36 protein-coding genes are annotated in these 25,460 nt (G+C 72.5%); 13 read left to right on the top strand and 23 right to left on the bottom strand.

The features are described from left to right. Positions 1–47: 47 nt before the first annotated feature. From ACA361_RS02405 to ACA361_RS02390, 4 genes are all read right to left on the bottom strand, one after another. The gene (locus tag ACA361_RS02405) at positions 48–428 is read right to left on the bottom strand and encodes a hypothetical protein (RefSeq protein ID WP_375010094.1); all 381 of its coding nucleotides are present in this window, start codon (positions 426–428) and stop codon (positions 48–50) included. A gap of 173 nt (positions 429–601) precedes the next feature. Beyond that, on the bottom strand, positions 602–1,105 hold the full coding sequence (locus ACA361_RS02400) for a hypothetical protein (RefSeq protein WP_375010093.1): 504 nt from the start codon (positions 1,103–1,105) through the stop codon (positions 602–604). Between the two features lie 43 nt (positions 1,106–1,148). Next, the gene (locus tag ACA361_RS02395) at positions 1,149–2,630 is read right to left on the bottom strand and encodes a phage major capsid protein (protein ID WP_375010092.1); all 1,482 of its coding nucleotides are present in this window, start codon (positions 2,628–2,630) and stop codon (positions 1,149–1,151) included. Further along, positions 2,627–3,700: a head maturation protease, ClpP-related gene (locus ACA361_RS02390; RefSeq protein ID WP_375010091.1), complete on the bottom strand. Its 1,074-nt coding sequence runs from the start codon at positions 3,698–3,700 to the stop codon at positions 2,627–2,629. The genes ACA361_RS02395 and ACA361_RS02390 overlap by 4 nt, the downstream gene beginning before the upstream one ends. A 172-nt stretch (positions 3,701–3,872) precedes the next feature. Between ACA361_RS02390 and ACA361_RS02385 the strand changes: the two genes are divergently transcribed. The 5 genes from ACA361_RS02385 (at position 3,873) to ACA361_RS02365 (ending at position 5,766) form a co-directional block, all read left to right on the top strand. After that, on the top strand, positions 3,873–4,076 hold the full coding sequence (locus ACA361_RS02385) for a helix-turn-helix transcriptional regulator (RefSeq protein ID WP_375010090.1): 204 nt from the start codon (positions 3,873–3,875) through the stop codon (positions 4,074–4,076). Further along, positions 4,073–4,438 (top strand): hypothetical protein, encoded by a 366-nt coding sequence (locus ACA361_RS02380; RefSeq protein ID WP_375010089.1) that lies wholly within the window; start codon positions 4,073–4,075, stop codon positions 4,436–4,438. Before ACA361_RS02385 ends, ACA361_RS02380 begins: the two co-directional genes overlap by 4 nt. Before the next feature lie 208 nt (positions 4,439–4,646). After that, the gene (locus ACA361_RS02375; RefSeq protein WP_375010088.1) at positions 4,647–5,063 is read left to right on the top strand and encodes a hypothetical protein; all 417 of its coding nucleotides are present in this window, start codon (positions 4,647–4,649) and stop codon (positions 5,061–5,063) included. Further along, positions 5,060–5,464, top strand: coding sequence for a hypothetical protein (locus ACA361_RS02370; RefSeq protein ID WP_375010087.1), 405 nt, complete (start codon positions 5,060–5,062; stop codon positions 5,462–5,464). Before ACA361_RS02375 ends, ACA361_RS02370 begins: the two co-directional genes overlap by 4 nt. After that, on the top strand, positions 5,461–5,766 hold the full coding sequence (locus tag ACA361_RS02365) for a hypothetical protein (RefSeq protein ID WP_375010086.1): 306 nt from the start codon (positions 5,461–5,463) through the stop codon (positions 5,764–5,766). The genes ACA361_RS02370 and ACA361_RS02365 overlap by 4 nt, the downstream gene beginning before the upstream one ends. Here the strand turns inward: ACA361_RS02365 and ACA361_RS02360 are convergent. From ACA361_RS02360 to ACA361_RS02335, 6 genes are all read right to left on the bottom strand, one after another. Next, positions 5,753–8,038, bottom strand: a complete 2,286-nt coding sequence (locus ACA361_RS02360) for a phage portal protein (protein WP_375010085.1) — start codon at positions 8,036–8,038, stop codon at positions 5,753–5,755. The genes ACA361_RS02365 and ACA361_RS02360 overlap by 14 nt on opposite strands. Next, the gene (locus tag ACA361_RS02355; protein WP_375010084.1) at positions 8,035–8,226 is read right to left on the bottom strand and encodes a hypothetical protein; all 192 of its coding nucleotides are present in this window, start codon (positions 8,224–8,226) and stop codon (positions 8,035–8,037) included. Before ACA361_RS02355 ends, ACA361_RS02360 begins: the two co-directional genes overlap by 4 nt. Positions 8,227–8,376: 150 nt before the next feature. Next, entirely contained in the window at positions 8,377–8,613 is a 237-nt protein-coding gene (locus ACA361_RS02350; protein ID WP_375010083.1) for a hypothetical protein, read from the bottom strand. Beyond that, a complete protein-coding gene (locus ACA361_RS02345) occupies positions 8,610–9,971 on the bottom strand; it encodes a phage terminase large subunit (RefSeq protein WP_375010082.1) in 1,362 nt (453 codons plus the stop codon). Before ACA361_RS02345 ends, ACA361_RS02350 begins: the two co-directional genes overlap by 4 nt. Then, positions 9,968–10,189, bottom strand: coding sequence for a hypothetical protein (locus tag ACA361_RS02340; protein WP_375010081.1), 222 nt, complete (start codon positions 10,187–10,189; stop codon positions 9,968–9,970). Before ACA361_RS02340 ends, ACA361_RS02345 begins: the two co-directional genes overlap by 4 nt. Then, positions 10,186–10,770: a hypothetical protein gene (locus ACA361_RS02335; protein WP_375010080.1), complete on the bottom strand. Its 585-nt coding sequence runs from the start codon at positions 10,768–10,770 to the stop codon at positions 10,186–10,188. The genes ACA361_RS02340 and ACA361_RS02335 overlap by 4 nt, the downstream gene beginning before the upstream one ends. Before the next feature lie 100 nt (positions 10,771–10,870). Here ACA361_RS02335 and ACA361_RS02330 point away from each other — a divergent pair, with 100 nt between their 5' ends. Further along, positions 10,871–11,272, top strand: coding sequence for a hypothetical protein (locus ACA361_RS02330; RefSeq protein WP_375010079.1), 402 nt, complete (start codon positions 10,871–10,873; stop codon positions 11,270–11,272). On the opposite strand, the gene ACA361_RS02325 is transcribed toward ACA361_RS02330, so the two are convergent. Then, positions 11,273–11,527: a hypothetical protein gene (locus tag ACA361_RS02325; RefSeq protein ID WP_375010078.1), complete on the bottom strand. Its 255-nt coding sequence runs from the start codon at positions 11,525–11,527 to the stop codon at positions 11,273–11,275. 106 nt (positions 11,528–11,633) lie between these two features. Here ACA361_RS02325 and ACA361_RS02320 point away from each other — a divergent pair, with 106 nt between their 5' ends. The 3 genes from ACA361_RS02320 (at position 11,634) to ACA361_RS02310 (ending at position 16,907) form a co-directional block, all read left to right on the top strand. Further along, a complete protein-coding gene (locus ACA361_RS02320; protein ID WP_375010077.1) occupies positions 11,634–13,031 on the top strand; it encodes a hypothetical protein in 1,398 nt (465 codons plus the stop codon). Next, positions 13,031–15,184, top strand: coding sequence for a hypothetical protein (locus tag ACA361_RS02315; RefSeq protein WP_375010076.1), 2,154 nt, complete (start codon positions 13,031–13,033; stop codon positions 15,182–15,184). Before ACA361_RS02320 ends, ACA361_RS02315 begins: the two co-directional genes overlap by 1 nt. 211 nt (positions 15,185–15,395) lie before the next feature. Beyond that, complete coding sequence (locus tag ACA361_RS02310) at positions 15,396–16,907, top strand: hypothetical protein (protein WP_375010075.1); 1,512 nt, start codon at positions 15,396–15,398, stop codon at positions 16,905–16,907. Positions 16,908–16,984: 77 nt separating this feature from the next. On the opposite strand, the gene ACA361_RS02305 is transcribed toward ACA361_RS02310, so the two are convergent. Both ACA361_RS02305 and ACA361_RS02300 read right to left on the bottom strand, forming a co-directional pair. After that, entirely contained in the window at positions 16,985–17,233 is a 249-nt protein-coding gene (locus ACA361_RS02305; RefSeq protein WP_375010074.1) for a hypothetical protein, read from the bottom strand. Continuing rightward, on the bottom strand, positions 17,230–17,472 hold the full coding sequence (locus tag ACA361_RS02300; RefSeq protein ID WP_375010073.1) for a hypothetical protein: 243 nt from the start codon (positions 17,470–17,472) through the stop codon (positions 17,230–17,232). Before ACA361_RS02300 ends, ACA361_RS02305 begins: the two co-directional genes overlap by 4 nt. A gap of 87 nt (positions 17,473–17,559) precedes the next feature. Between ACA361_RS02300 and ACA361_RS02295 the strand changes: the two genes are divergently transcribed. The 4 genes from ACA361_RS02295 to ACA361_RS02280 all read left to right on the top strand — a co-directional run bounded on the left by ACA361_RS02295 (position 17,560) and on the right by ACA361_RS02280 (position 19,904). Then, positions 17,560–17,946, top strand: coding sequence for a hypothetical protein (locus ACA361_RS02295; RefSeq protein WP_375010072.1), 387 nt, complete (start codon positions 17,560–17,562; stop codon positions 17,944–17,946). A gap of 25 nt (positions 17,947–17,971) precedes the next feature. Next, on the top strand, positions 17,972–18,709 hold the full coding sequence (locus ACA361_RS02290; RefSeq protein WP_375010071.1) for a DUF2786 domain-containing protein: 738 nt from the start codon (positions 17,972–17,974) through the stop codon (positions 18,707–18,709). Between the two features lie 71 nt (positions 18,710–18,780). After that, positions 18,781–19,167, top strand: coding sequence for a hypothetical protein (locus ACA361_RS02285; RefSeq protein ID WP_375010070.1), 387 nt, complete (start codon positions 18,781–18,783; stop codon positions 19,165–19,167). 86 nt (positions 19,168–19,253) lie between these two features. Further along, positions 19,254–19,904 (top strand): DUF6292 family protein, encoded by a 651-nt coding sequence (locus tag ACA361_RS02280; protein WP_375010069.1) that lies wholly within the window; start codon positions 19,254–19,256, stop codon positions 19,902–19,904. 156 nt (positions 19,905–20,060) lie between these two features. Here ACA361_RS02280 and ACA361_RS02275 read toward each other — a convergent pair whose 3' ends face one another. The 10 genes from ACA361_RS02275 to ACA361_RS02230 all read right to left on the bottom strand — a co-directional run bounded on the left by ACA361_RS02275 (position 20,061) and on the right by ACA361_RS02230 (position 25,459). Further along, positions 20,061–20,402 carry a hypothetical protein gene (locus ACA361_RS02275; RefSeq protein WP_375010068.1) on the bottom strand — a complete coding sequence of 114 codons (342 nt, stop codon included), beginning with the start codon at positions 20,400–20,402 and terminating at the stop codon, positions 20,061–20,063. Between the two features lie 62 nt (positions 20,403–20,464). Next, positions 20,465–21,262, bottom strand: coding sequence for a DUF6248 family natural product biosynthesis protein (locus ACA361_RS02270; protein WP_375010067.1), 798 nt, complete (start codon positions 21,260–21,262; stop codon positions 20,465–20,467). Further along, positions 21,259–21,624, bottom strand: coding sequence for a hypothetical protein (locus tag ACA361_RS02265; RefSeq protein ID WP_375010066.1), 366 nt, complete (start codon positions 21,622–21,624; stop codon positions 21,259–21,261). The genes ACA361_RS02270 and ACA361_RS02265 overlap by 4 nt, the downstream gene beginning before the upstream one ends. Next, on the bottom strand, positions 21,621–22,796 hold the full coding sequence (locus ACA361_RS02260; protein WP_375010065.1) for a DUF6292 family protein: 1,176 nt from the start codon (positions 22,794–22,796) through the stop codon (positions 21,621–21,623). Before ACA361_RS02260 ends, ACA361_RS02265 begins: the two co-directional genes overlap by 4 nt. Next, positions 22,789–22,974, bottom strand: coding sequence for a hypothetical protein (locus ACA361_RS02255; protein ID WP_375010064.1), 186 nt, complete (start codon positions 22,972–22,974; stop codon positions 22,789–22,791). The genes ACA361_RS02260 and ACA361_RS02255 overlap by 8 nt, the downstream gene beginning before the upstream one ends. Continuing rightward, positions 22,974–23,684, bottom strand: coding sequence for a hypothetical protein (locus tag ACA361_RS02250; RefSeq protein WP_375010063.1), 711 nt, complete (start codon positions 23,682–23,684; stop codon positions 22,974–22,976). The genes ACA361_RS02255 and ACA361_RS02250 overlap by 1 nt, the downstream gene beginning before the upstream one ends. After that, entirely contained in the window at positions 23,681–24,013 is a 333-nt protein-coding gene (locus tag ACA361_RS02245; RefSeq protein WP_375010062.1) for a hypothetical protein, read from the bottom strand. Before ACA361_RS02245 ends, ACA361_RS02250 begins: the two co-directional genes overlap by 4 nt. Then, positions 24,010–24,498, bottom strand: coding sequence for a hypothetical protein (locus ACA361_RS02240; RefSeq protein ID WP_375010061.1), 489 nt, complete (start codon positions 24,496–24,498; stop codon positions 24,010–24,012). Before ACA361_RS02240 ends, ACA361_RS02245 begins: the two co-directional genes overlap by 4 nt. Then, complete coding sequence (locus ACA361_RS02235) at positions 24,495–24,932, bottom strand: hypothetical protein (RefSeq protein ID WP_375010060.1); 438 nt, start codon at positions 24,930–24,932, stop codon at positions 24,495–24,497. Before ACA361_RS02235 ends, ACA361_RS02240 begins: the two co-directional genes overlap by 4 nt. Continuing rightward, positions 24,929–25,459 carry a hypothetical protein gene (locus ACA361_RS02230; RefSeq protein WP_375010059.1) on the bottom strand — a complete coding sequence of 177 codons (531 nt, stop codon included), beginning with the start codon at positions 25,457–25,459 and terminating at the stop codon, positions 24,929–24,931. The genes ACA361_RS02235 and ACA361_RS02230 overlap by 4 nt, the downstream gene beginning before the upstream one ends. Position 25,460 lies beyond the last annotated feature (1 nt).

Genomic DNA, 25,460 nt, shown 5'->3' with positions numbered 1-25,460 from the left:
GGCAGGGGGCAGGATCAGGGCTCGTTCAGTTGTCCGCGGCCGCGGGCCTACTCGCTATCTGCGCTGGTCTGCGACGTAGCGTCCGTCTGGTCGCCACCCGCAGAAGGGGCAGAAGAGCTGTCCGTCGTGGCCGGTGCGGAGCGGCTCGCCGTCGTCCGGGCACGCTTCGGGCGGCTGGCCTTGCTCGGTTCGGGCTTCGTCTGCGGCTTCTCGGAGGATGTCTCCGAGCTGCTCCCAGCTGATGACTCCTCCTCCCGCTCCGGCTTGTCGGCCGGCTTCTCCGCGGGCTCGCCGGTCGACGGCTCGGCCGGCGGCTGGTCGCGCGGCTCGTCGTGCTCCTCGGCCGGCGCGTCCGGCGCCGGGACGGGGTCGATCGCCGTGAGGTTCCCGGCGTCGCTCGGCCCACCGTGCTTGCTGATCTTCGGCATCTCTCCCGCTCCTCCCGGAGGCACCGCGCCCCCGGCCTCGACCTCGGCTGGTGGCTCGTCGGCGACGGGCGCGGGCGGCGCCTCCCCGTCCACCCGGCCCCGCTCGGACCTACAGTGCGGACACCGCGGCAGATCCACCGCGTACCGCGTCGTGCAGTCCATGCAGACCCTGATCACAGCTGCGACCCGAGCAGCTCGGGGGCGCGCTGCACGTGCAGGTCGTGGACGATCGCGATCACCACGCCGAGCTTCCCGGCGGTCGTGCCGGAGTCGGTGGTGTTCACGCTCACCCACTCGAACCCGTCCGCCAGCTGCGCCGCGTTCACGTGCACGGCCGCGATGACCTGGTTCTCGCCCTCGTCGGCGCCCAGGTCGATCTCCGACCCGGCGGCCTGCTCGTGCACGACCCACACCTCGTCGTTGTCGAGGGTCGTGGCCCGCTTGGAGTACCAGCGGGTGACCACGTCCAGGTCCTGCGACGTGCCGGCCGAGGCCGCGTTGTGCTGCTGGACGTCCAGGTCGACGTCCTCGCCGGCGGTGCCGGCGTCCGCGACGTACACGAACGTGACCCCGCTGCCCTGCCGGAGCCGGACGCGGGCGCCGGTCTGCGCCCCGCCCGACAGGTCGACCGGGGGCACCACTGCCGCGATGTTGAACAGCCGTCCGAGCGCTTCCATCTGGTCGTTCTCCTCTCCTCTCCCAGGACGGGAGGATCAGCGCTCAGGCCGCGGCGGTGAGCTTGACGATCGGGGACAGGGTGTCGCCCGCGTTCGCGGGGGTGATCGCCGACTGCAGCCACGGGCGGCCGTCCACGCGCTCGATCACGCGGAACGCGACCTCGTCGGTCTCGAAGTACCTCTCCTCGCTCTGGCGGGCCTGCATCGCCTGCCGGTCGCCGATCAGGTAGAAGCCCCAGTCGACGAAGCTGATGTCGCCCGAGGCGCCGCTCGAGGGAACCTTCTCGGTGAAGATCACCGGGCGGCCCAGCAGCGTCAGCGGCGGCGCACCGATCGCCTGCCCGCCGGTCATCCACATCGCCGGCGACGCAATGCCGTCCGTGCCGCGGGTCAGCGCCATCTTCGCCAGCGACGGGAACGTGTCGATGGAGGCCATCCACACCGCGCGGGAGATCGACTGCGGCAGCATCCGCGAGTACATGTTGACGACGTCGTCGAACTCGACGTCGTTGCCGCTGGCGGTCCGGGTCACGTTGATCGCGGCGTTGCCGTTGAGCATGCCCAGCGGCTGCCCGACGCCGTTGCCCGACAGGAACGCCATGTCCTCGAAGAAGGCGAGCGCCTCCGGGAACATCTGGTCGATGAACGCCGTCAGGCTGATGATCGAGTCCGCGAGCAGCTCGGACGGGACGCGGGTGAACGCGGTCAGCTTCCTCGCTTCGAGGACGATCCGCGAGAACTTCGCGGCGGACTCGGTGAGGGTCGCGCCCTCCTCGGTCCAGTAGCCGACGATGCCGCCGTACACGCTGTCGACGTTGCTGCTGGTGTCGATCGCCGGGAACGGGACCCGCAGCGTCTCCATCGGGATGACGCGGGCGCGCGGCCGCACGATCGCGGACTCCAGCGCGACCTTGAGCAGTTCGCTGCGGAGCCGCTCGGGGATCAAGAACCCGCCGTCCGAGGGGATGTCGCTGCCGAAGTTGCGGAGCTTCTCCAGCTTCGCGGAGACGTCCGCGGAGTCCTTGTTCGGGTTGCCGCGCCAGATCGCCCGGAACATCTCGCCCGACGTGTCGAACATGTCGTCGAACTTCGCGCCGACCGCGCCCTTGTTGTACAGGCCCTGCTTCTGCAGGCTCTTCGCCGCGACCGCGGAGTATGGGTCCAGGCCGGGCGCCTTGTCGCGCAGGTCCAGCCGCTCGATGCCGCCCTCGCGCAGGAAGTTCGCCATCTCCCGCTGCGTCTGCTCGGCGACCAGCTGCTGCAGCTTGGTGCCGTCGCCCTGGAGCTTGTTGGCGTACTCGCGGATGAACGCCTCGAGGGTGTCCTTGCTGGCCAGGACGGGCTTGTACTTGCCGGGGTCGCCCATGAACTCGGCCAGCCCCTCGGGCGAGTCCGGAACGGTGATGTCCTTGGGCAGGACCGGCGCCCGGCGGTTGTAGATGCGGCCGGCCCGGGCCGGGTCGATGCCCATGCGGAGCAGGTGCTCGCGCTGCCCGCGGCTGAGGCGGATCCTCGTGCTGGTCACTGCATGGCCTCCCGTAGGCGTGCGAACTCGTCCTCGTCGCTGCTGGCGTCAAGGTGGGCGGTGAGCGCCGCCCAGTCGTCGGTGGGCGCGGCCGGCTGCTCGTGCCGGACGTCGGGGATCAGCCGCGTGGCGCGCGCGGCCAGCGGCGCGGGCGCGTGCTCGCGGCCCGGGTACTTGAAGATCGACAGGTCGAACTCGGCGGCCGGCGGCTTGGCCTTCTTCTTCGCCTTCGCCGGCGGCTTCTTCTCCTCGTCTTCCTCGTCGTCTTCGTCCGGAGCGTCCTCTTCGGGCGCGTCCTCGTCCTCGTCGTCGCCGGGCTTCGGCTTGCCCGGGGCTTCCTTCTTCGGCGGGCCGTCCTTCTTGCCGGGCGCCTGCTCCCCGGGCTCCTCTTCCTCTTCCTCGGGGAAGGCGTTCTCCGGCTCCTCCTCGGGAGTGACCTCCTCGCCGGTGCGGCGCTTGGGCGGGGTGGCGACCTTGTCGGCCAGGCCCGCCTCGACGGCCTCCTGCGCGGTGTACCAGGTCTCGGCGCGCATCTTCTTGCGCCAGGAGTCCTTGCGGCCGCCGGCCTTCTCCGCGTACACCGCGGCGATGTTGTCGCTCTGCCGGTCCAGGAGGTCGGCCATCTCGCGCATCTCCTGCGCGTTCCCGATGGCCACGCCCATGCCGTCGTGGATCATCATCTGGGAGTGCGGGGCCATCTCGACCTCGTCGCCGGCCATCGCGATGACGGAGGCGATGCTCGCGGCGATGCCCTCCACCCGCACGTTCACCTTCGCCTGGTGGCTGCGGAGCGCGTTGTGGATCGCGATGCCGTCGAAGATTTCCCCGCCCGGGCTGTTGATCCGCACGTTGATCTGCGGGGTGTCCAGCGCGGAGAGCTGGTCGACCAGGCTGCCGGCCGTGAGACCGAAGAACCCGATCTCGTCGAAAATCATCAGCTCGGCGAATCCCTCGTCGACGAGATTCGTCAGCCGGTACCACTCGCGGTTGGTCTGGAGGAGCGCGCGGGGGCGCTTGTCGCGGAGGCCGGTGCGGTTGAGAAGCTTTCCGAAGCGGGCGTTCTTCGGCACTTCGCGCCTCCATTCCAGGGGTGGTCTCACCTCGGAGGATACGCCGGGCGATCACATTTCCGTGAGCGCTCCCGTTGATGCGGTGTGGCGATTAACCTGTCGATTCCTTTCAATTCCTTACAGTGGTTTCGGATAGCTTTCTGAGTCGTTCAATATCTGACAGAATGCGGGCATGAACGAGGCTGACGGGGAGTGGCTGACCGCGCCGGAGGTCGTCGCGCGCTACAAGCTGCGGTCGCTGGGCGCGCTGTACGCGATGCGGACCCGTGGCAAGGGCCCGCGGGGGCACAGGTTCGGGCGGGAGCTGCGGTTCCGCGAGGACGACCTGCGCGCATGGGAAGCCCAGCGCGCCGAGCGGACCAGGGTGAGAGCGTGAACGGCACCGGTCTCTCCTCGCCCGACATCTACAGCACCCTCCGCGTGCTGCTGATGCCCGGCCGCCACGCCTACGGCGACCAGATCTGGGCCTGGGCCGTCTACGACCCCCGCCGCCCCGAGAACCAACGCTGGCTCATGTCCGGCGCATGGTACTCAACGTGGGACCAGGCGCGCCGGAAGGGGCTGGCCGAGCGCGCCGAGTATGCCAGCGGCCGTCGCCGGCACGAGTACACGCAGCACAGGGACGCGAACGTCCGGGTTTGCTACTGCGGCCTGTGGCCGGACCATCACGTCCACACCGGGGACCGGTCGGTGTGCGGCTGTGACGCATGCCGGAGTGTGCCGAGGAGGAGCGTGTGAGGGGACTGCGGTCCAGGCTGCCCTGGTCCAAGCAGGCCAGGCAGCGACGCGAAGCCGTACGGGCGCGCCAGTGGGAGCACGTGGGCTGGGACATCGAGTGCGCGACGGGCTGGGCGCGCGTGGGCTGGGATGGGAAGGTCACGTTCGAGCGGTCCTTCATCTCCCGGCCGAGGGGTGAGAGCGGCCGGCGCAGAAGGCGGCGGGCGTCTTGAGCGGGGAGCGCTCCTGGACGATCGACACCGAGGTAGGCCGGATCAAGGTCACCGAGGAACCGGCCGACGCCAGTGCGCCTGCCGCTCTGGACTGGAGGGCGTTCATCACCGCCCGCCTGGATGAGCGCCAGGAGCAGGCCGAGACCGTTCACGACCTGGGCTGCGGAGTGATCCGCCGCGACGGGACGTGCGACTGCGGCGAGCCTGCGCGGATCCGGCTCGAGGTCGCGTTCCTGTGCGAGGTGCTGGCCGACCATGATGAGAACGACGGGTCCTGCGACGCCTGCGGCAACTACGACCCGTCCGGGCTGCACGATCACCGGGAGCCGTTCCCGTGCCGGACGGTCCGCGCGCTGGCCAAGCTGTACGCGAGCCACCCGGAGCACCCGGACAAGCTGGAGGGAAGAGGATGAGCGAGTCGCTCGAGGAGAACGTCTACGACTTCGTGCCGCCGGCGGGCCGCGACCTCCCGAAAGGAGCGCTGGACTCCGCCACCCTGGGCGCCAGCAGGCTCAATGCAGTCGCGATCTCCCGGAACGGCCGGAACCTGCTGGCTCACGCGCTGATACAACTCAGCCGGGACGGGTGGCTGCGTCAGGAACCGGAGCCGGTGTGGGCCGCCGCGCCGAGGAGGCTACTGTCCAGGCTTCCCTGGTCGAAGGAAGCCCGCGCCCGGCGCGCAGAAGCGCGCGTGCCGGCTCTGGTGCGCGCGGCGCGGGAGATGGAGGGCCAGCCGTACCGCTGGCCGGTGACGGGGCAGGACTCGTTCCGCTGGGACGTCCGATGGGTGCCGCGCGCCGGGCGTGACCAGTGAACGAGATCGACCTGGCGTTCGACCGGATGCGTGAGCGGTTCGCCCGCGAAGGCGTCGCGCAGATCGTCGAGCTCGAGGATGGCGACGAGCAGGACATGCTCGCGCGGTACGGCAGGTGCACGTGCGGCCGCGCCTACCGGGGCAGGAGCACCTGGACCCTGCGCTCGGACGCGTACGACACGATCGCGGTGGACTACGACGCGGCGTGCGGGAACGGGCATCCGATGGGCGTCACGCTCGTCGAGCGCACCGAGGACGGGTGGGCCGTGTACGAGCGGGCGGGCGCGGTCAGTCCTTCTTGACCTGCTTCGGGCGCCACCGCGACACGTACGTCCCGCGGCACCGGTCCCTGCCCTCGCACCGCACGTACCCGCCGGTCGGGTACTCGGCCAGGGCCTCCGCCAGGCTGTTACCCAGCCACTTCCCGTCGATCTTCCGGCACGGCTTGCAGGTGTTCTTGTCGTTCTTCTCGCTCGCGTAGTACGCCACGGTCGGCGCGGCCTTCTGCCCCTTGTGCTTCTCCTCCGCCGCGGCGAACGTGGCCGCGCGGCCCTTGTTCTGCGCGGTCGTCAGCGACGCCCCCAGCCGCTGCCGGGGCTGCGCGTCCGTCAGCGACCCGAGGTGCTCCCGCACGGCGTCGGCGATCTGCTTCGGCGTCGCCTCCCCGGACGAGACCCGCAGCGCCTCGCTCGAGGCGGACGCCGCCAGCGCGCCGGCCAGCAGCGCGGCCGTCGCCGCGGCGACCGCGGCCAGCTCCTCCTCGTCCGGCTCCCCGACCGGGATCTCGACGTCCTGGTCGGCTGCCTCGTCCGCGGCCTGCTGCGCGGCCTCGCCGGCGAGCGCGACCAGCGCGGCCGTGAGCGCCTCCTCGGCCTCGTCGGTCGGCGGGGCCAGGTCCTTGAGGTCGGACAGGTCCCCGTCCGCGGACATCTCCAGGACCTGGTCGACGAGGGCGTCCTGCTGGGCTTCGCTGATCGGGCCCCACGCCTCCAGGAGATCCTCGAGCGCGCGCTCCCAGGAGTCCTGCAGGTGCGCGACGTCGGGCAGCTCCTGCTCGCCCTCCTCGTCCTCGTCCGCTTCGGCGGCGGCGCGGGGCAGCGCGATCGCGGGCCGGGCGCGGCGGGCCTGCGCGCGGGCGAGGTCGAACACGCTGAGCGTCTCGACGTCAACCGGCTGCCCGTTGCCGTTCCCTGCAACGGGGAGCGGGTTCCCTGGGCCGGGGAAGTGGTGGTGGACGTCCAGCCGCGCGGCCGCCGGGAGCGCGGGCGGTTCCTCCTGCTGCTCCTGGTCGTCGTCGCCGGGCTCGAGCTCCGGTTGCCCTGGCCCGGGCGGCGCGGCTCCGGGCGCGGGCGGGGGTGCGATCTCCTTTACCCGCATCGGGGGAAGGCCCACGACCTCCGCGGCGTCCTCGGGGTCGACGCCGGCGTCGATGTAGGTCTTGAAGGCGGTCGCCTTCGAGGTGCGCTCGGCGTCCTCGGCGGCGCGGTCGGCCGGCACCGGCGAGACGAAGTCGAACTCCACGCCCTGGCCGGCCGTCCCGAACATGGGCAGGAACTGGCTGTTGAGCGCGTCCTTGATCCGCTCGGCGCGGGGGACGGTCATCTGCTCGGCGAACCACGCCTTCGACGCTTCGGCGGTCGCGCGATTGACATCCTCCACGTCACCGACCGCGAACTTCGGGATGCCGAACGCCTCCCGGATCACGCTCGACGACACGGACCGCATCTCGGTGAACTGCATGTCCCGGCGGCTGTAGGAGCGGTCGACCCACTTCGCGCCGCCCTCGAGCATCGCGACGCGGTGCGCGTTCGCGGTGCCCTGGTGCTGCTCGCGCCACCGCGCGACCATCTCGTCGTACTCGTCGTCGGACAGGCGCCGTTCGATCTCCACGATCCCGCCGGGCTCGGCCGAGTTGAGGAAGAAGTTGCGGTTCCACTCCGCGGACAGTCGTACGCCTTCGAGGTCGGACAGGATCGTCTGCACCGGCCCGATCCCGCGGTACGGGTCGATGGGGTTGGGGCGGCGCAGGTGGATGACCTCGTCCAGGCGCAGCGGGATCTGCTGCCCGTCCGGGCCGATGTACATGTAGCCGGCGAGGTACTCGTCCGGGTCGGGGATCGGGTGGATGCGGTGCGGCATGACCGGCCACAGCTCGAGCGGGACGGACCGCACGAGGCTGCTGCGGGCGATGACCCACCATGCCTCGCCGACCAGCTCGTAATGCTGGTCGAAGGTCTCGACGAACAGGCTGCTGGTGAAGAACGGGTTCGGGCGGTTCCAGATGTCGAGCGCCAGGTGCCGGGTGACCGGCTCGCGGTCTTCGGGGCCCTCGCCGGGCTGCGCGGTGCGGAACAGTGCCCACTCCACCGCGGCCTGGCTGGAGGCGAGGCGGTCAACGATGGAGAACAGCGTCCCCACCGACCCCATGGCGCGCATCTGCGACTCGGTGCCGCCCGAGCGGTACCACGGCAGGCCGCCGCCGGCGCCGCGGGAGACGTAGGGGATGGGGGCCTTGTCGACCAGCTCGGTGATCCGCGGCCGCGACCGGGGGATCAGGCTGAGAGGGTTCCTCATCGCGGTCCGCCCTTCGCGTCATCGCTGGTCTCGGTGTCCATGATGGACCAGTGGACGATCAAGCAGGAGAGGCCGGCCGCGGCGAGGCCGGCGGGGCGGGCCAGGTCCCATGCGGCGGCCGAGAGCAGGCCGAGCCCGGTGATGATCAGGAGGGGTGGCCAGAGGGTCGTGATCGCGCGCCGCACCATAAGGGCAGTATGACCTGCGTGGCCACGGAAAACGCCCCGCTACGGGGGTCGCAAGCGGGGCGTTTCCTCATGGATCCTCAGTGGGGCGGCCGGGGGGACCGCAAGGCTTCACGGTAGCAAGCATGTTCGATTAGCGGGAAGGATTCGGTGTCAGCCGCCCGCGGCCGGTTCGGGCTCGGGCCGGTACACCGCGAACCCGGTGGCGCCTTCGACCAGCGCGACCCGGATGCCGAGCTGCTCCTGGAAGTGCGTGCCGATGCTGTCGATCTCCGCGTTGCTCAGCCTGCGGTCGAAGGCGATGATCAGTGTGTCGCCCGGTCGGGCGACCGCCGCGTTCACGATCTGCACGGCGATCTGGTCTTTGAGGTGCTCGGCCTGCTCGCTCATCCCATGCTCCTCACTCTCGGGGCTCCGATCTCACGCTCGGCAACGATGTATCTCATGGCGTCGCAGCCGTGGTTGTCCTCGTCGAGCGGGTCTTCTTTCGGTGCCTGCGACGCCGCGGCGGCGCCCGGCTTCAGCCACACGTAGCCGGGGATCTCTTCCTCGGTGCACGTCGGCTTCTTGGCGTCCAGCAGCTCGGGATCGCGGCGGACGACGCAGCCCCGCATGATGAAGATGCGCGGCTTGCCGTCCCCGGCGATCTTCATGCGCTGCTGGACGGCCTGGATGCCGTCCGTCTTCCCCTTCTTCGCGGGGATGGTGCCGATGCCGACCTCCTGCGACAGCACGACGCGGCCTTCGGCGTCGTGGTCGCAGATGATCCCGCGCGGCTTGCGCTCCCGCCAGTGCCACCGACCGGGCCGCGCCGGGTCTTCGTCGGCCACCTGGAGCATGATCGCGCGGGCGTGCTCGGGCACGGTGCGCTTGGTCTGGTAGGTCTCCCGGTACAGGTACAGGCGGCCGTCGCCGTCCTCGGCCCAGTTCTGGATCACCATGGGGTTGGTGTAGCCGAAGTCCACGGCCCACCAGCGCGTCCACTCGTCCGGGATCGGGAACGGGTCGATGAGGTGGACGGCCTCGTCCCACTCCTCGTAGATGATCCCCTCGGCGGCCGCCCAGATCCCGTCCCGCAGCCGCAGCTTGCGGACGCCGGTGAGCGCGTCGAGCTTGCCGAGGTAGGCGGCGCCCTCGGGCGTGTAGGTGCCGTCCGCGTTGACGTACCGGGGGTTGTCGCGGTGGCGGGAGACGAGCCGGCGCATCGCTCCGGAGCGGGCGCGGGCGTTGAGCCAGTGGGTGCGGTGCGCGGGGTTGCACGCGGCGATGAGCTGCTGCCACGGCAGGACGCCGTTGCGGAGCCGGGTGGTGATCGCCTCGAGGTCGTCCACGGTGAGTTCGGTGGCCTCGTCGGCGAACGCCAGGTCGTACTCCGAGGACATGATCTTCATGGGCTGGTCCATGCCGCCGACCACGATCCTGCTGCCGTTGCTGTACTTGTACGACGCGGGCTCGCGGCGGGATCCGCCGTACCAGCGGACCACCCCGGAGGCCAGGGCGTGCACGGCTACGGTCTCGTCGAAGGTGCGCAGGGTGGTGGAGCTGAGCGACATCGCGGTCTTGCGGACGATCAGGATCTTGATCCCGGGATGCTTCAGCGCGGCGAAGTGGAGCCGGTACAGCGCCGCGAGGCTCTTGCCGGTGCCGGCCGGGCCGTCCAGGAGGACCTCGTCATCGCGGACGGAGAACAGCTCGCGGGCGGCGCCGCGGGGCTCGTACCGGACGGCCCGGTCCGCAGCGAGCGTCACGGCTCGGCCGGCGGGGCGGGCGGGCACAGGACGAAGTCGTCGGCGCTCGGCTCGGTGACCAGCGCCAGCATGTGCTGGGCGACGGCGTCCCAATCCACCGACGAAGCCGCCGTCCTCCGGCGGCGGGCCCGCAGCAGCTCGGCCTCCCAGTCGCCGAGCGCCTGGTCGTGCTGGCCGGCCTCCACCTCGCTGATGAACTTCGCGCTGTCGTCGGTCATAGCAGCTCCGGGTCAACGCCGATGATCTCGTACGACAGCTTCCCGCCGATGTCGGCCTTCACCGGCGCGTCCAGCCCGTCCAGCGCAGCACGCCGCGCCTGGATCTTCAGCAGCGTCTCGATCGCCTTCAACTTCGGGCCGTCGTCCAAGATCGGCTTCTCCTTGAAGATCGGCCGGTCGTCTGCGTCACGGTCCAGGACGATCAGATTGCCGTTCTCGTCGGTCTCGTACACCGTCACGACGTTCCCGCCGGACACGTGGACGTGCTCGGTCTCCAGGACGGCCAGGGCCTGCTGCCACAGGTAGTCGAGCCGCTCACGCTCGAGCTGGCGGACCTCCTCGGCCGGCTCCTGGACGGCGGCCTTGAGCGCACGCTGGACGGCGTAGTAGGCGCCGGTGTGGTCGGCGTACCCGAGCTGCTCGGCGATGCGGGGGTAGCTGAGGCCGCGGGCGCGGAGGCGGGCGGCTTCGGCATCGCGTTCGGCGGTTTCGATGCTGCGCGTGAAGCGGCCGTTCCCGCCGCGTTCGCGGTCTCGATGTGATGGCGCCTTGGTGTGATCTGGTTCGTGCTGGTCGTCCATGGTCACCCCCTGGATCTATTGTCCCCTGTGGTGACCGGGTTCGGCCCTGTTGCGCGGGTACCGGGTGATCGTGGCGGTGGGGTGCTTAGGGTGCGCGGTCATGAGGGATCTTGTGGTGGTCGGGGTGTTGGTGGTGGCGCTGGCGGGGTGCGGGGGCGTGGGTGCGGGTGGGGAGGCGTCGCCTTCGCCTTCGCGTTCGTCCGGCCTGGAGAGGTCGACGGAGCCGGAGCCGTTCGAGCATGTGCCGGTCCGCGACCGTGAGGCGTTCTTGGCGGAGCTGGGGCGCGCGGATCCGGGGCTGGTCGACGGGGAGCCCCAGCGGAAGCGGGGGCTGCGGCGCGCGGTGTACACGTGCCGGGACATGGGGCGCGAGTCTCTGTCGGATACGCGGCTGGCGATCCTGATTTCGCAGCGGTTCACGGGCGGGCACGGCGAGGTGAGCATCGCGGAGGGGCGGCGGCTCGGGCCGGTGATCCAGGAGCGGATCTGCCCGCATCTGTGATCACTCGTCGGCTGGTGGCGTTTCGCCGGCGGCCTGCTTCTGCTGGTGCCGTTCGATCTTGGCGCGCATGTGGGCGCGGAGGTCCTCGGCATTGCTGATGCCCTCGGCTTCACATGCTGCGGTGTAGGCGTCCCAGAGCGCGTCATCTGCGCGCACGGTGCGTTTGGGCGTTCCGGAACTCGGCACGTCGATCAGCGTAACCACCTCCTGTGATTGGTGCCATGACACCGTCATGGCGTCCGGGTGGGTACCCACCGTGATCGGATCCTAGTACTCTCGTTCCATGGGTGGGTACCCACCCGGTGATCTGGGGCGGCCCGTGCCCCGCGCGGGCCGCCCTCCACGACCACGAGGAGCGGCGATGGAGACGCAGGCTGAGGCGCCCGCCACGGCCTCCGAGACGCCCCCGACCAGCGCGCCCGAATCCTTCTACGACGACGAGCCTCGAGCCGGACAGCCGGAAAAGGCACCCGGTGCCGACCCGGACGCGGCGACCGCGTCCCCGCTGGTCGTGCGCGCCGTTCCCGGCGCGGCGATGGCGGTGGAGTCGATGGCGGCCGCGGGCGCCGGGCTGTGGCACGCCGGCGGCTGGGCGGGCGTGGCGCTGGGCGCGGCGGCGGCCGGTGGCGCGGGCGCCGCGCTGGTGCGGCGCCGCCGGTCCGGGAGGTGGCGGTCGCGCAGCGGCTCGACGCCGCGGCCGAGGTCGGGCGGCTCGAGCGGGCGGCCGCGGACCGGGAGCTCGACGGGCCGCCGGTCGAGCACGCGGATGCCGTCGCTGGGCGCGGGCCGGTCCGGTTCGCGCCGGAGCGGGTCGGGCATGCCGGGCGCGGGGCGCCGAGCCGGTGGGGCGGGATCACCGCGGCGCGGTGCGGCGGCGGCCGGGCGCGGCCGGGCGGCGGCGTTCAGGTCGACGCCGGCGCGGCGCGGTACGGCCGCGCTGCGGAGCACGGGCCGCGGGACCGGCCGGGCGCTGAAGGCGACCCGGCGCGCCGGCGGCCAGGCGCTGGACCGCGCGGCCGGTACGGCGGCGCGGAACCGGAAGGCGGCGCGGGCGGCGCACCGCGCGATGCGCGAGGGCGGCAGCAGCCGCGGCGCGGCGCGGGCGGCCCGCAAGGCGCTGCGCAAGTCGCACAAGAAGGACGGGACGCAGGGCCGCCGGTGGCGCCGGATGGCCGGAGCCGGTGCGTGGGGAGCGGCCGGCTGGTTGTACGGGACCGCGTTCACCTGGAACAAGGCGATGAACGGCGGCGCGGCCGCGGCCGTCGAGCGGATCCGCGCGCACTTCGCCGGGCGCCGCCCGGGCGCCGCGGAGGTCGTGCGGCCGGCGCGGCGGCGGATCGATACGAAGGTCGACCGGCCAGCCGCTCGCGCGGCCGCCGGGGGAGGCTACGGAGGTAGGGCTATGAGCAGGGCATCGTTCGTGGAGACGGCGTGGCAACTCGCCGATGACTTCCGCCGCTACCAGCCGCCGGACGGCGACGAGGGCATGTACGAGTTCTACCAGCACGTCGCGCAGCTGCCGGAGGTGCTGCGCGAGGTCGCGAACGGGATGCGGGTGTTCGAGCAGAACGCCGGCGAGGACTGGCCGCTGCACCCGGCGATCGTGGAGTTCATCGGCGCGATGCGCCAAGCGCAGCAGCACCTGGCGCAGGCGGCCGAGGAGATCCGCCCGGCGATCCAGCGGCATCACGCGCCGGAGCTGGAGCGGATCGAGGCGCCGCGCCCGGGCGAGCACATGTGGAACAAGGCGAGGCACTGATGGTCGCGATCGATTGGCGCTGGCGGCACGGGCCGGTCTCGGGGCCGCTGCACGGCGCGACGGCGTTGACGGCGGCCGCGGCGGTCGGGGCGCTGCCGGTGGTGGACCTGCCGCCGGGGTGGGTGCTGGCCGGCGGGATGTTCGCTACCGGAGGCGCGGTGCTGCGGTCGCGGTACACGGGGCTGTCGTGGCCGGGGCTGGGCTACCGGGTGGGTGGGCTGCTGGGCGGGACGGTGTGGCTGGAGCACGTGCTCGCGCACGGCTGGTCGCTGGGGTCGGTGGCGGCGCTGGCCGGCGGCGCGGTCGGCGGCGGGGTGCTGTGGCCGGCGGTCCGGCGCCGTGACCGTGTGGTCATGGCGCGGCGTGAGGGCGAGCGGCAGCGCGTGGAAGCGGCGGCGGCCGATGCCGCCGAGCAGGAGATGCTGCACGGCCTCGCGGAGCAGTGGACACACCTGATCGAGCGCGCCGCGAACATCCGCGTGCGCATCACGGGCATCGAGCACTGGCGGTTCCCTGGCCCGGACGGCGCGCTGCGCGAGACCGGGTACACGCTGCAGGCCGTGCTGCCGCGCTCGGGCGTGACGGTGGAGCAGCTGCGCGGGCACATGGACGGGCTGGCGTCGGCCGCGCGGCTGCCGCTGGGCTGCGGCGTGGAGGTCCTGCCCGGCAGCGATCGGGGGACGGCGCTGATCGACGTGTCGACCCACGACGCCCTGCAGGACGAGATCCCGCTGCCGGTGGCGACCTCGCCCCGCGCGATCCGCGACGGCCTGGACATCGGCGTGCGCCGCAACGGCGCGCCGGCGCCGGCGCAGCTGCTGTGGGAGTCGGGCGCGCTGGTCGGTGAGACCGGGTCGGGCAAGTCCAACCAGCTCTTGGCGATCCTGGCCCGGTACCTGGAGTGCCACGACACGCTCGCGCTGGTCATCGACCACAACGGCGGCGCCATCGCGCTGCCGTGGCTGCGGCCGTGGGTGCAGGGCGAGATCGACAAGCCCCCGATCCTGTGGGTGGCCGACAAGCCGGCGGAGTCGGAGCTGGTCTGCGACTGGCTGATCGCGGTGATCGAGCACCGCAAGCGCGCGTATTTCGAGGTGCAGCAGGCCGGCGACACCGACAAGCTGGACCCGTCGCCGAAGGTCCCGCACCTGCTGCTGGTCATCGACGAGTTCGCGAGCCTGCCGCACCGCATCCAGGACAAGGTGATCGACATCAACAACCGTGGCCGGGGCGCTGCGGTGCGGGTGCAGGCGTGCGGGCTGCGCGGGACCCATGACGGGCTGCCGACCGTGCTGACCAAGCAGACCCGCACGAAGATCGCGATGCAGACGGCCGACGATGACGAGCTGCGGTACTTCTTCGCTCAGTCGGCGGGCCGGTTGAAGGCCGCGGATGCGCCGCTGCCCGGGTACGGGTTCATCGCGGTGGACAAGCAGCCGGCGACGGTGTTCAAGGGCTACCGGATGCTGCCGTCCACGATCCGGGAGGTCGCCCGCCGGTCGGATGCGTGGCGGCCTGACCTGGACGAGGTCACCCTGGGGATGACGCCGGAGTGGCGCCGGGTGTTCGAGGAGCGGTGGACGCGGTCTCGGCACCTGGTCGCGGCGATGCGCGGTCACGGCACCGGCGGCGGTGGGGACGAGCTGGAGGGGCCGGAGGAGCCGCTGCCGAGCGAGGGCGCCGGCGGCCGCGACGAGCCGCCGCCTCCGCCCGGTGGGACGGCGGGAATTCTCGACGCGCTGGGCGAGGCGGTGGAGAAGTTGCGGGACTCCACCAACCAGGCGCCCGGCCCGGGCCGGTCCCTGCCGGAGCCGGGCGCTCCGGACGAGGCGTTCGAGGCGATCGTGGCCGGGCAGACGGTGGTGCCGGAGCTGGTCGCGCTGATCCTGGCGGTGATGGGCGACCAGCCGCGGATGCACACCGCCGATATTGCGCGCAGGATCGGCGCGCGGCAGGAGACGCTGGGGAGCCTGCTGTCGACGATGGACATCCGGCCGCTGCCGAACGCGTTCGCGATCGGCGGGAGCGAGCGGGCGCGCGGCTATCGGCGCGTGGACGTGGAGGCGGCCGCGGCGCGGATCCGCGCGGGGGAGCTGGAGCCGCCGGCCGAAGTCGTCGCCTGGCGCCCGGACGCGCCGCCCGAGCCGGAATGACGTGCACACCCCCGCCACGCCCCGGGTGTGGCGGGGGTGTGGCGGCCGCACACCCCGGCCACACCCCCGCACATCCTCTGACCTGCGAATTACACACCCCCACACCCTGCACACCCCTCCACCGGGGGCCCTGCTCGAGCCGTTTTCCCGGACCGGGAGAACCTCTCCAGGCAGGGTGAGGGGGTGTGGGACCGGACTCTGCGAGGACCTGATGAAGATCACCGACGTGCGCCGCCGGAGGCGCAAGGACCGCCCGCCCGCGCCGAGCGTGGTGGACGACGTCGCGCGGCAGACCGGCGAGGCCGCGCGGCTGGCCGAGATTGTCGGCCAGGAGCGCCTGGCCGACCCGCGTACGAATCCGGCCGTGCGGCGGGTCGCGGACCGGCTCCGCGACGACCAGCAGCGCAGCGCGCTGGATGCCGCGCATCGCCGGGTGCTGCGCGGGCTGCGGGTGGAGGACCGGCGCGCGGCGGACGCCGAGCGGGGGCTGCTGGCGCTGCAGCAGGCGCGGGAGGCGTCGTCGCCGGCGCGGTCGCTGCTGGCGCTGCATGTGGGCCGGACGCGGTTCATGGGGACCGTGCTGGGGGCGTCTGTGCTGCTCAGCTGTGGTGCGGCGACCGGTGTCGCGAAGTACGCCGAGAGTGTCGAGGCGCCGTGGCAGGCCGGCTACCTGGCCGAGGTCGGGTTCACCGGGACGGTCACGCTGGTGATCCTGTACCGGTCGCACCTGGCGCGGCACAGCGACAAGGACACGAAGCTGCCGACCTGGCAGCAGATCGTGCTGTGGCTGCTGGTCGGGGTGCCGCTGGCGGCGAGCGTGCTGGCGAACCTGGCGGGCGCCGGGCCGGTGGGGATGGCCTGCTCGATCGGCGCCGCGGCCCTGAGCCTGTTCTCGTACGTGATCGCGGACGCCAGCGCCGCGGCGATCCAGGGACAGGCGCAGAAGGTGACCGGGGCCGACGAGGACCAGCTGCGCGCGGCCGCGATGGGACGGGAGCTGTTCGGGGCGCCGGACGTGCTCGAGCCGGCCGTACGGGAGGAGCCGGCGGCGGCCGCTGGGGTCCGTACGGAGGGCGGGCCGGACGCCGTGGAGGCTGCGCAGGTGCAGGAGTACCTCGCTGGGCTTGGGCTGGAGCTGTCGGAGCAGGAGGTCGCGTACGGGCTGGGTGAGGCGCCGCCGGCGGCGCGTACGGAGCCCGTACGGGGCGGGGCTGTACGGCGCGAGCCTGCCCGTACGGAGCCCGTACGGCTGGTGGCTGTACGGGACGAGCCGGCGACCGCCGGGCCCGTACGGAACGAGCCCGTACGGGGGGAGGGACCTGCGGATACGGATTCCGTACGGGGCCCGCTCGAGCCGGTCCGTACGGATGAGCAGGCGCCCCGTACGGGCGGCCGTACGGGGCAGCAGCCGACCGGTGCGGACGCTGCCCGTACGGAGGAGCCGGACGGGCCGGGGCCGCGGCGTACGGGCCGTACGGTCGCGTCCCGTACGGCCCGTACGGAGGTGACGATCGACGTACGGCCGTCCCGTACGGAGTGGGTCGAGATCCTCGCCGAGGAGATCCGTACGGAGCGCGCGGCGGGACGTACGTGGCGGCCGGCGTACGGCGCGCTGGAGGAGCGGACGGGCTACAAGCGGTCCTGGTGCGAGAAGGTCGTCGCGGACGCCCGGAAGCGCGCGGCCGCGGCGCCGGTGGAGCGTCCGGAGGCGGCCGCCGGGTAGCGCGCTGCGGACGCCCGCGGACAAGAGCGGACAGGGCCGGTCACCGATGGACGGTGGTCGGCCCTGCCTATGTCCGGCTACCAGCCGGCGTCGCCCATGCTGACGTCCTTCACGGCGCCGTTGATGGTGGCGCAAGGCCAGTGGTTTCCACAGCCTCTGCAGTCCGTGTTGCCCTCGGGCGGAGGAGCGTGCTTGGTGAGGATGCTGTGGACGACGCCCCAGTGGGTGGCCTTGTCCCCGCGGTTGGCTCGGCGTTCGTTGGCCTGGTGCAGGGCCAGCTGGTATTGCGCTCGGGTGACGGGTTCGGCTGGTGGGCGCTGGCTCATGAGTCTCCCTGGCGGGCGGCCTGCCGGCGGGCCTTGACCGCCGCGCGGACTTCGGGGTTGAGCGCTTGGCGGATGGCCTCGCGGCTCATGCCGGTGACGCGTACGAGGTCGGCCTGGCGGCGGCCGCTGTCGAGGGCGGCGCGAAGGCGGGTGTCGCGTTCTTCCATGGCGCGTTCGCACGCCTGTTCGTAGTCGGTGACGATCTGGCGGATCTCGTCGTCGGTCGCGGGTCTGGTCATCGTCCCATGATGACCGTCAGGGTTGGCCATGTCCAGTTGGCCAAACGTGCTTGACGTGCCCAACAGGGTTGGCCTAACATGATGGGCATGGCGAAGACGATGACCCCCAAGACCGCGAACTGCCGCGGCTGGGGCGACCGCTGCTGGCGCAACAAGCTCCGCCAGGAGGCCGCCCGCGCGGCCGCCATCACCGCCGCCGTCGCCCAGGTCGACGTCACCGCCTTCAAGGACCCCGCCCCCGTCATCGCCAAGGCCGAGCAGCTGCTCCTGGACGACGCGCTGATCGCGACCCGCGTGCCGGGCCAGTACCTGGCGAACGGCTCGGACGGCGTCTCGACCTACCTGACCGACACGGTCGAGCGGTCGTGCACCTGCAAGGCGGGCGCCCGGCACGGCCGGTGCAACCACCTGGTCGCGGGGCACGCGAAGAACCTGCTCGACCAGGTCGAGTTCACCCTCGCCCTCGTCGCCTGACCATCTACGAAAGGAACCTCCTGCCATGACAGAGCCCACCGTCGCCGAGTCGCTCCTGCTGAAGATCCGCGCTCTGCTGGCCAAGGCCGAGAGCACCGACAGCCCCGCCGAAGCGCAGGCCCTTACCGGCAAGGCTGCCGACCTCATGGCCAAGTACGGCATCGAACGCGCGATGCTCGCCGACGTCGCCCCCCAGGACGACCCGATCGGTGGCCGGGAGATCTTCATCCCGGCTCCGTACGCCCGCGACAAGCGCGAGATCCTCATGCGCATCGCGCAGGCGTTGGGCTGCAAGTTCATCCTCCGGCAGAAGGGCAACCGGATCTTCGGTGTCCCGTTCGGCTACGACAGCGACATCGAGCGCATCGAGATGCTGTTCACCTCCGTGCTCGTCCAGGCCGCCCACGAGCTGGCGGTCACGGAGGTCCCGTGGCGGGAGGACCCGAAGGCGTTCCGGCGCTCCTGGTACCAGGGCTACGCCATCGCGATCGGCGCGCGTCTGCGTGAGGCCGAGGCGCGGGCCCGCAACCGGGCGGAGGCCGAGCAGCAGACGACCGCCGGGGGCCGGTCGGCGGCGCTGGTCCTGGTGGACCGGGCGACGAAGTTGGAGCGCGCGTACGAGGACCAGTTCGCAGGCATCAAGAAGGCCCGTACGCGGCAGTTGTCGGGCGGTGGACGCCGGGCTGGTTACCAGGCGGGGCAGCGCGCGGACCTCGGCGGTCACAAGGTGACGCGGTCGAACCGCAAGGAGTTGGGGCGCTGACGCTCTGCCTCGGGCCGGTCTCGCACCGGCCCGGGACAGGACGCCAGACCCCACCACCCGAAGGAGCCCAGATGCTGATCACCCTGCCGGAGCCGTACGACGTGCAGGTCGCCACGCGGTGGCCAGCCGTGGACGCCTACCGCCGCGGCTACTCGCTCGTCACCGTGCTGCAGCTGCGCGCCGACCGGCTCGGCGACGCCCTGATGGACACCATCCGGTCCTACCCGCCGGGCGAGCCGGCCTATGACCGGATCAGGCAGACGGCGTACGACCGTTACCAGGAGGCGGCGGCCGCGCTGACGGCGGCGCGGGAGGTTCTGCCGGACCTGGCGCAGGCCGCGGACCGTGCGTGCGGGGTCGCGGCGGAGCGGGCGCGGCTGTCGGTGGAGCGGCGGGTGGTGGATCGGGTGGAGGCGGTGGAGCGGTACGAGCGGGATCACGAGGCGCGGCGGCGCTGACGCCGGTCAGGGCGCTCCGCTGCCCCGTGGCGGAGCGCCCCGCCTGACGCCAGACCCCATCGACGCACGACGAAGGAGAGGCGCACATGGAGATCACTCGTGAGCTGGTGGACGGGTACATCACCGCCGTCGCGGACGCGCTCGAGGCGGCCGGGCACAAGGTGAAGGTGCCGGCCCCCGACCAGCCGGAGGAGCTGACGGCCGAGATCCTCATCCCGGACGCCTGGACCGACGAGCAGGCCCGCTCCGGCATCGCCCTGCGGTGGGGCCACGACGACTCTGAGGAGCCGGGCTGGATCGTGGCCTGCTACAACCCGGAGACCAGTAAGCAGATCCTCCACACGGACCTGCGGCTGGGCATCGTTCCGGTGCCTGAGGTCATCGTCCGCGCGGTCGCGGCGATCGTGGCGGACGGCGGGTTCGGGGCGGGCCGGGTCGTGCCGGGCACGGCCGAGATGCTCGCCCGGTACGAGGGCGGCACGGCGCCGGAGAGCGTGCGCCTGGACCTGATCGCGGAGTCCGAAAAGCACGGGTCGTTCGGCTACTGCATCGGCTGCGGGTCGACCGACGTGGTGCACCGCGCGTTGTACATCCGGTCCACGGTCCGTACCACTGCGCTGCGGATGGCGTGGTGCTCGGCGGACGAGTGTCAGGAGGACCGGGTGCAGTCGGCGGTGCTGTCGGTGCCGGTGGAGGCTGGGCCGGGAGGCTTCTACCGGGTGGTCGCTGCCTGGTAGTGCCAGACAGGTGAAGGGCCCGCACCGTTCTGGTGCGGGCCCTTCGTGTTGCGGTCGGGCGCCAGCCGTGCCACGGCGCCCGTTCGGATCCTTCTAGCAGGCACCAAGGGCCCCACCCCGGACGAGATCGCGACTCCTACCGGACGGAGGTCCAGGCTACTGCTGTTCGCCGCTGTGCTGTTCGCGGAGAACCTGCTTGAACTCGCGGATCGCGGCCACGTCGACTTCGGACAGGGGCCTGCCCGTGCCCTGGACCAGGATGGGCTCGTCGTCGATCTCAACGACCTGGCATGGGCCGCCCGCCGTAGGCGCCTCGTGCTCCTGGGCGGCGCGGACGGCGCTGACGATGTCGCGCAGCTTCCGAGCCTCCCGCCGCACCGCGGTTCGGGTGTAGGGCTCGGTGCTAGGGATGTCCATGTGGTCGAGCCGGGACGCGACGGTGGAGACGTGCTGCAGGAGCTGCTCGAGCAGCTCCGCGGTGGGCGTGGGGTCGGTCATGGTGGTCCTTCCTGCGGCAGGCCGGCCCGTCCCCCGGGGAGCGAGGGGACGGGCCGGCCGGGTCATGGCGCGGTGGCGAAGAGGTCCAGCTGCTGGGGGCCGGCGGGCGCGGTGTGGCAGTCGCACGGGCAGATCCACCGGCAGACGCGGTCGGCCAGCCAGACCTGCGCGAGGTTGGTGTGCTGAGGGACGGTCGCGGAGCAGTCGGTCTTGTGCGCGTACGGCTCCCGGAACGTGGCGGGGTGGTCGCCGCCGCGGGAGCAGATGTAGGTCGCGACCGAGCGGAGGGGCTCGCCGCGGCCGCACCGGTCGTGCCGGCCGGTCTCGCACCAGGTGGAGGGGCCGGACTGGCAGGGGCATCCGGTGTAGATGCCGGGGGTGTCCCCGTACGTGCGGCGCATGGCGGCGGGCCATGCGTGCTCGCGGATCCATGCGGCGCGGTCGTCGGTGAACGGCGGCGGTCCGGCCGCGGCCAGATGGGCGGTGCTGTCCTTGCCCGCGAGGCGGACCGCCTCGCGTTCCTTCCAGTGCGCGAGCATGTGCGCGCCCAGCTCCGTGAGGACAGGGCCAGGGGAGGCGTCGACGAGCAGGCCGCGCCAGAGCGCGTCGATTGCGTTGTTCGGCAGAGCGTGGATCTTGTACTGGCCAAGGTCGTAGCGCAGGTGGCCCTTTTCGGCGGCCAGCAGCCACGGAGCGTGGAAGTGGCCGACCTTCTCGGGCGGCGCGAGGAAGGTGTGCTCCAGGCGCGTGGAAAGGTCGGTGCCGCAGTCGCAGCGGACTCGCTCGGCGAGGCCGTGTCGGGTGACCTGGGTGACCGTGAGGGAACCGATGCGCTGCCCGAGGGTGAAGCCCCCGGTCACTCGGTGCCGTCCTTGGGCTCGAAGTGCACGCACGCCGGCCACCAGGCGCGGTTGTCGCTCGCTGCGCTGTAGGACGACCCGGCGCGGGTGCACTTGCCGTACGAGCGGATCGGGCGGGAGGCGATCTCGCGGAACCGGCAGCCGCCGCAGCGGAGCCCCTCGGCCTTCCGGTCGGTGGCCGGGGCCGCGTCTTCGTGCAGCTGGACGCGGCGGCGGAGGATGAGCCCGATGGGGTGGTTGCCGGCGGCGAGGGTGTCGGCCTGGCGGATGGTGCGGCGCCGGTCGGGGGACAGGTCTTCGGGCGGCGGTGGTGCGTGCTTGAGCTGGGGGAGGTCGGGGAGGTCGAACAGCGCGTTGCTCACTGGCCGTTCGCCTCCTCGCTGCTGAGCGCGCGCTGGTAGGCGGCGGGGTCCGGGTCGGCCATGGGGCCGCCGTAGGGGTGGCACCACAGGCTGTGGGTCCGCCAGCAGCCGGGGCAGAGCTGGGCGACGTCGGCTATGGCCTCGCTGAGAGCGAGCGGGTCGACGGTGGTCTCGGCTTCGTTGGCGAGCGTGTCGGCGCGGTCGACGGCCATTCGCGCCTGGTCGCGCTGCTTGCGGAAGCGGTCCCGCTCGGCCTCGGCCTCGCTGCGCTCACGGGCCCGCTGCACTGCGAGGGTCTGCGCGCTGACCAGCGCGCGGCGCTGCTCGTCAGCCTTGGCGAGCAGCTCGCCCCACGGCTCGCCAGGGACGGCGTGGAGCCGCTCGCCGAGGTCGTGGCGGCGCTGCTCCAGCTCACCGCGCGCCTCGTCCCGCTCGGCCTCGGTCTTGAGGAGGCGCTGCTCCAGCTCGTGCAGCTTGTCGTCGAAGTACCCGGCGCGGTCCTGAGCCTGCTTCGCCAGCTCCTTACCGCTCGGCCGCTGGGCCTCGGCCAGCCCGGCGCGGAGCCGCTCCACCTCGCGGTCCGCCGACCGCTCCCCGCCCTCGGCCGACGCCATCCGGTCGCGGAGCAGGGCCCACACCGCTGCGACCACCGGCCGCGCGTGATCGACCTGCCACGTCGCCGGACGGCTGTGCTCGACCGGCCGGTTCCCGGCCAGCCGTGCCGCCCGGACGGTCAGCGTGTGCGCCCCAGCCTCCACCAGGGCGGGCACGCCCGGCTCGTACGCGGCCAATTCTTCCGGCCCGTGCACGACCGGCCCGGAGTCCTCCCGCGGCCGCCCAGCCTTCAGACCGTCCTCTCGGACGATTCGGCCGACGGCCAGCCCCACCTCCCATGGCGGCGGAGCCACGTCCAGCTCCAGCGCGGTCAGCGCGTCCGTACCGCCACCCTCGCGCGGGTACCCGGCGTGCCAGCCGGACCGCTCGTCCCAGATCAGCCGCAGGTCCCCGGCGTCGGACAGGACTTTGGGGAGGTCGATCGTGCCGCCGAGGTGCTCGTCCGGGTCGAACACGTATGGACGGTCGGGGCGGACGCGGCCCTGTTCAGCGAGGTGTTCGGCGACGGCGGCGAGGTAGCCTTCCGCGGCCTCGGGGGTGATCTCGATGTCAGCCATCGGAGGCGTCTCCGTCCAGGTCAGTGCAGGTTTCCGGGGCGACAGGGCGCGGGGACCAGTCGCGGTCCCAGCAGGTGTTGGCCGGGTCGGACAGCGAGTCGACCAGGTCGCTCTGGCTGTGGACCCGGACGAGGAAGCCGGCGGCCGCGAGGCAGCCGAGGGCGAGGAGCCACCACATCAGCCGGCCCCCGTCCCGCCGGTGCCGCGGAGCTGGTCGCGGATCGCGGTGAGCGCGTCGTGCGGGGCGAGGTCGCCGGACTCCCAGCCGGCGATCGCGGTCTCGATCGACCGGCAGCTGCCGGTCGTGCGCGGGGCGCCGGCGGTCTGCTGGTCTTGGCCGGTCTGCTCGGCGAGGCGGTCCCGCTCGTCCCGGACCTCCTCGAGCCGCACCGCGAGGCGGTCGCGGTCCCGCCGCACACCGGACCAGCTGCGCTTGTAGACGTCGGTCTCGCCGCGGGCGAGGCGGACGTCGCGGGCCAGCTCGTGGATCCGCTTGATGTACCGGGCGCCCTTGGTCTCGGCCTGCTCGGCGCGGCGCTCGGCGGCGGCCAGGGCGCGCTCGGTGTCGATGAGCCGGATGCCGAGCTCGTCGGCGCGCTCGGATTCGGCGCCGGCCCGGTCCGCCAGCTCCTCCACGGTGATCGAGCAGATGTCGACGGTCTGGTCCATCCCGCCGCGGAGGCTGCGCAGGGCCGCTCGGACCTCACGGCGGCCGCGGGCCGCGGCGTACCACGCCATCCGAACGCGGACCAGCTGCCGCATGAGGTAGACGATCGACTGGCCGCACTGCATCCGCGTGCGGGCGAGGTCGGCCTGCAGCAGCTCGACCTGGCGCTCGAGCGGCACCGGCGCCGGCGGGGCGCCGAGGGTGGTCTTCTTCGTGGTCATGATCGGGTCGTCTCCTGGGGGTCGTCGGTCAGGTCCAGCGGGGTGGTGCCGCCGTGCAGGTCGCGGTCGTACGCCTCGGTGGCGATCTGCATGAGGGCGTCGCGGCGGGGGCAGGTGTTGAGCTGCTGGCCGTAGGTCGCGGCCGGGATGTAGCCGTTCCACTGGTCGGGGCGGGCGTAGCCGATGAGCGGGTCGCACAGCTTCGCGGCGAGGTCGGGGTATCGCAGGACGCGGGCCTTGTCGACGCTGGGGAACGCGCCGGGCTTGGGGTGGCCTTCCACGCGCAGCGGCTTGCGGGGGACGCGGCGCGTTCGGCGGTCGCGGGTCATATCAGCTCCAGCTGGAGGGGCTCAGGGGCGAGCCGGGCGGGCGCGGGAGCGGCGGGGCGTCGGCGGGACGGCCGGGCGCCGGGGGACGGGATGGGCCGGGCGGACACGCGGGCGATGCGCTCCGCGCGGCGGGCCTCGTACGACTCGGCGCGGATCTCGCGGAGGATCCGCGCGGCCGCGCGCCACGGGTCGGCCTCGAGCCGGCACTGCCCGCACGCTCCGATGCGGGACTCGTGCCTGCACAGCTGGACCGCGTTGGCGTCGCCGGCGGCGCGGGCGTTGGCGTTGTTGATCCGGCCCTGCACCGACATGGGGCGCGGCGCGGGGATGTGGAAGGGGTCGGCCACCGTCTGCGCGTAGGCGCGCATCGCCTCGAGCCGTTCCGGGGTGATCCGCTGGGCGCAGCAGTCACCGATGAACGTTTCCTGGGAGGCGCGCAGCTGGCGGCCGCAGCGCAGGCAGTGGTCGATCCCCCGGAAGCTCATGACGACCGCGCCGCCAGCGTGCACGCCGCGATGTGCAGCAGGCTGCCCAAGTACTGCTGCTGCACCTCCGGGTCGGCCGGCAGCGCGAAGACCAGCGCCGAGTACCCATCGACGTCGTTCGCCGCGCGGGCCGCGACCAGCTGCCACGGCCACAGCTCCGGGCCGGGCACCTGTGAGGCGTCGAGCGGGTTGCCGTCCGCGTCCGCGAACACGAGCTGGGGCCGCCAGGTCTGGCCTTGGGGGAGATCGGCGAGGACCGTGTCGCACCAGACGGTGGCCATCGGGAACAGCGCCGGGTAGCCGAGGCGGTGGAGGACGCGCTGGATGTTGCGGTGGCCGCGGCCGCAGTCGCCGGCGGCGGCCTTGCGGACGTCGCGGACGGCGATGCGCTGGACGTGGCGGATGACGAGGTGGGCGGTGATTCGCTTGATCACTGCTGGCTCCGGGTGAGGGCAGAAGGGGCGTCGCAGGTGAGGCAGGTGCCGTCCGGGTCGAGCGCGGTCCCGCAGCCCGGGCAGGGCGTTGCATTGGCCCACGGCGGGGCCGGCTGGTCCTGCGGCTCGTCCGGCTCGAGCAGGTCCGCGGTCGGCTGGACGGGGTGCGCCGCGGCGTAGATGACGAGGGCCTCGTAATCGGCGTCGGCCATGCCGGGCGCGAGCGCCGCGGCGTCGAGCGCCGCGATCCCGAGGTCGGGCAGCGTCGTCAGCTCCCGAACCGCCGCGGCATAGGCCGGGGAGGCCTGAGGTGCCCCTTGGGGCTCCAGGGGCCTGCGGTAGTCCGCACGGAACGACCGCAGGAACGGGCGCTCCCTGCGGCGCGGTGAGACGCGCGGAGCGGGCTTGTGGCGGGCCCAGGCCAGGTACTCGGCGGTGTCGTCTGCGGCCGCGCCCGGTGCCTGGAGGGCGGCGGCGAGCCTGCGGGCGTTGAGGTCGATGATCTCGGCGTTGTGCTGGTCGGACACG

The sequence above is a fragment of the Actinomadura sp. 21ATH genome (assembly GCF_041951345.1).
In the GTDB taxonomy this organism is placed as follows: Bacteria; Actinomycetota; Actinomycetes; order Streptosporangiales; family Streptosporangiaceae; genus Spirillospora.
This window is presented reverse-complemented; position numbering and strand designations above follow the sequence as displayed.

Bases quoted from the DNA above. Each gene is read 5' to 3' on its own strand.
- ACA361_RS02405 (WP_375010094.1), bottom strand. From the start codon at position 428: ATGCCGAAGATCAGCAAGCACGGTGGGCCGAGCGACGCCGGGAACCTC.
- ACA361_RS02400 (WP_375010093.1), bottom strand. From the start codon at position 1,105: ATGGAAGCGCTCGGACGGCTGTTCAACATCGCGGCAGTGGTGCCCCCG.
- ACA361_RS02385 (WP_375010090.1), top strand. From the start codon at position 3,873: ATGAACGAGGCTGACGGGGAGTGGCTGACCGCGCCGGAGGTCGTCGCG.
- ACA361_RS02370 (WP_375010087.1), top strand. From the start codon at position 5,060: ATGAGCGAGTCGCTCGAGGAGAACGTCTACGACTTCGTGCCGCCGGCG.
- ACA361_RS02360 (WP_375010085.1), bottom strand. From the start codon at position 8,038: ATGAGGAACCCTCTCAGCCTGATCCCCCGGTCGCGGCCGCGGATCACC.
- ACA361_RS02355 (WP_375010084.1), bottom strand. From the start codon at position 8,226: ATGGTGCGGCGCGCGATCACGACCCTCTGGCCACCCCTCCTGATCATC.
- ACA361_RS02350 (WP_375010083.1), bottom strand. From the start codon at position 8,613: ATGAGCGAGCAGGCCGAGCACCTCAAAGACCAGATCGCCGTGCAGATC.
- ACA361_RS02340 (WP_375010081.1), bottom strand. From the start codon at position 10,189: ATGACCGACGACAGCGCGAAGTTCATCAGCGAGGTGGAGGCCGGCCAG.
- ACA361_RS02335 (WP_375010080.1), bottom strand. From the start codon at position 10,770: ATGGACGACCAGCACGAACCAGATCACACCAAGGCGCCATCACATCGA.
- ACA361_RS02330 (WP_375010079.1), top strand. From the start codon at position 10,871: ATGAGGGATCTTGTGGTGGTCGGGGTGTTGGTGGTGGCGCTGGCGGGG.
- ACA361_RS02320 (WP_375010077.1), top strand. From the start codon at position 11,634: ATGGAGACGCAGGCTGAGGCGCCCGCCACGGCCTCCGAGACGCCCCCG.
- ACA361_RS02315 (WP_375010076.1), top strand. From the start codon at position 13,031: ATGGTCGCGATCGATTGGCGCTGGCGGCACGGGCCGGTCTCGGGGCCG.
- ACA361_RS02310 (WP_375010075.1), top strand. From the start codon at position 15,396: ATGAAGATCACCGACGTGCGCCGCCGGAGGCGCAAGGACCGCCCGCCC.
- ACA361_RS02305 (WP_375010074.1), bottom strand. From the start codon at position 17,233: ATGAGCCAGCGCCCACCAGCCGAACCCGTCACCCGAGCGCAATACCAG.
- ACA361_RS02300 (WP_375010073.1), bottom strand. From the start codon at position 17,472: ATGACCAGACCCGCGACCGACGACGAGATCCGCCAGATCGTCACCGAC.
- ACA361_RS02295 (WP_375010072.1), top strand. From the start codon at position 17,560: ATGGCGAAGACGATGACCCCCAAGACCGCGAACTGCCGCGGCTGGGGC.
- ACA361_RS02290 (WP_375010071.1), top strand. From the start codon at position 17,972: ATGACAGAGCCCACCGTCGCCGAGTCGCTCCTGCTGAAGATCCGCGCT.
- ACA361_RS02285 (WP_375010070.1), top strand. From the start codon at position 18,781: ATGCTGATCACCCTGCCGGAGCCGTACGACGTGCAGGTCGCCACGCGG.
- ACA361_RS02280 (WP_375010069.1), top strand. From the start codon at position 19,254: ATGGAGATCACTCGTGAGCTGGTGGACGGGTACATCACCGCCGTCGCG.
- ACA361_RS02275 (WP_375010068.1), bottom strand. From the start codon at position 20,402: ATGACCGACCCCACGCCCACCGCGGAGCTGCTCGAGCAGCTCCTGCAG.
- ACA361_RS02260 (WP_375010065.1), bottom strand. From the start codon at position 22,796: ATGGCTGACATCGAGATCACCCCCGAGGCCGCGGAAGGCTACCTCGCC.
- ACA361_RS02255 (WP_375010064.1), bottom strand. From the start codon at position 22,974: ATGTGGTGGCTCCTCGCCCTCGGCTGCCTCGCGGCCGCCGGCTTCCTC.
- ACA361_RS02250 (WP_375010063.1), bottom strand. From the start codon at position 23,684: ATGACCACGAAGAAGACCACCCTCGGCGCCCCGCCGGCGCCGGTGCCG.
- ACA361_RS02245 (WP_375010062.1), bottom strand. From the start codon at position 24,013: ATGACCCGCGACCGCCGAACGCGCCGCGTCCCCCGCAAGCCGCTGCGC.
- ACA361_RS02240 (WP_375010061.1), bottom strand. From the start codon at position 24,498: ATGAGCTTCCGGGGGATCGACCACTGCCTGCGCTGCGGCCGCCAGCTG.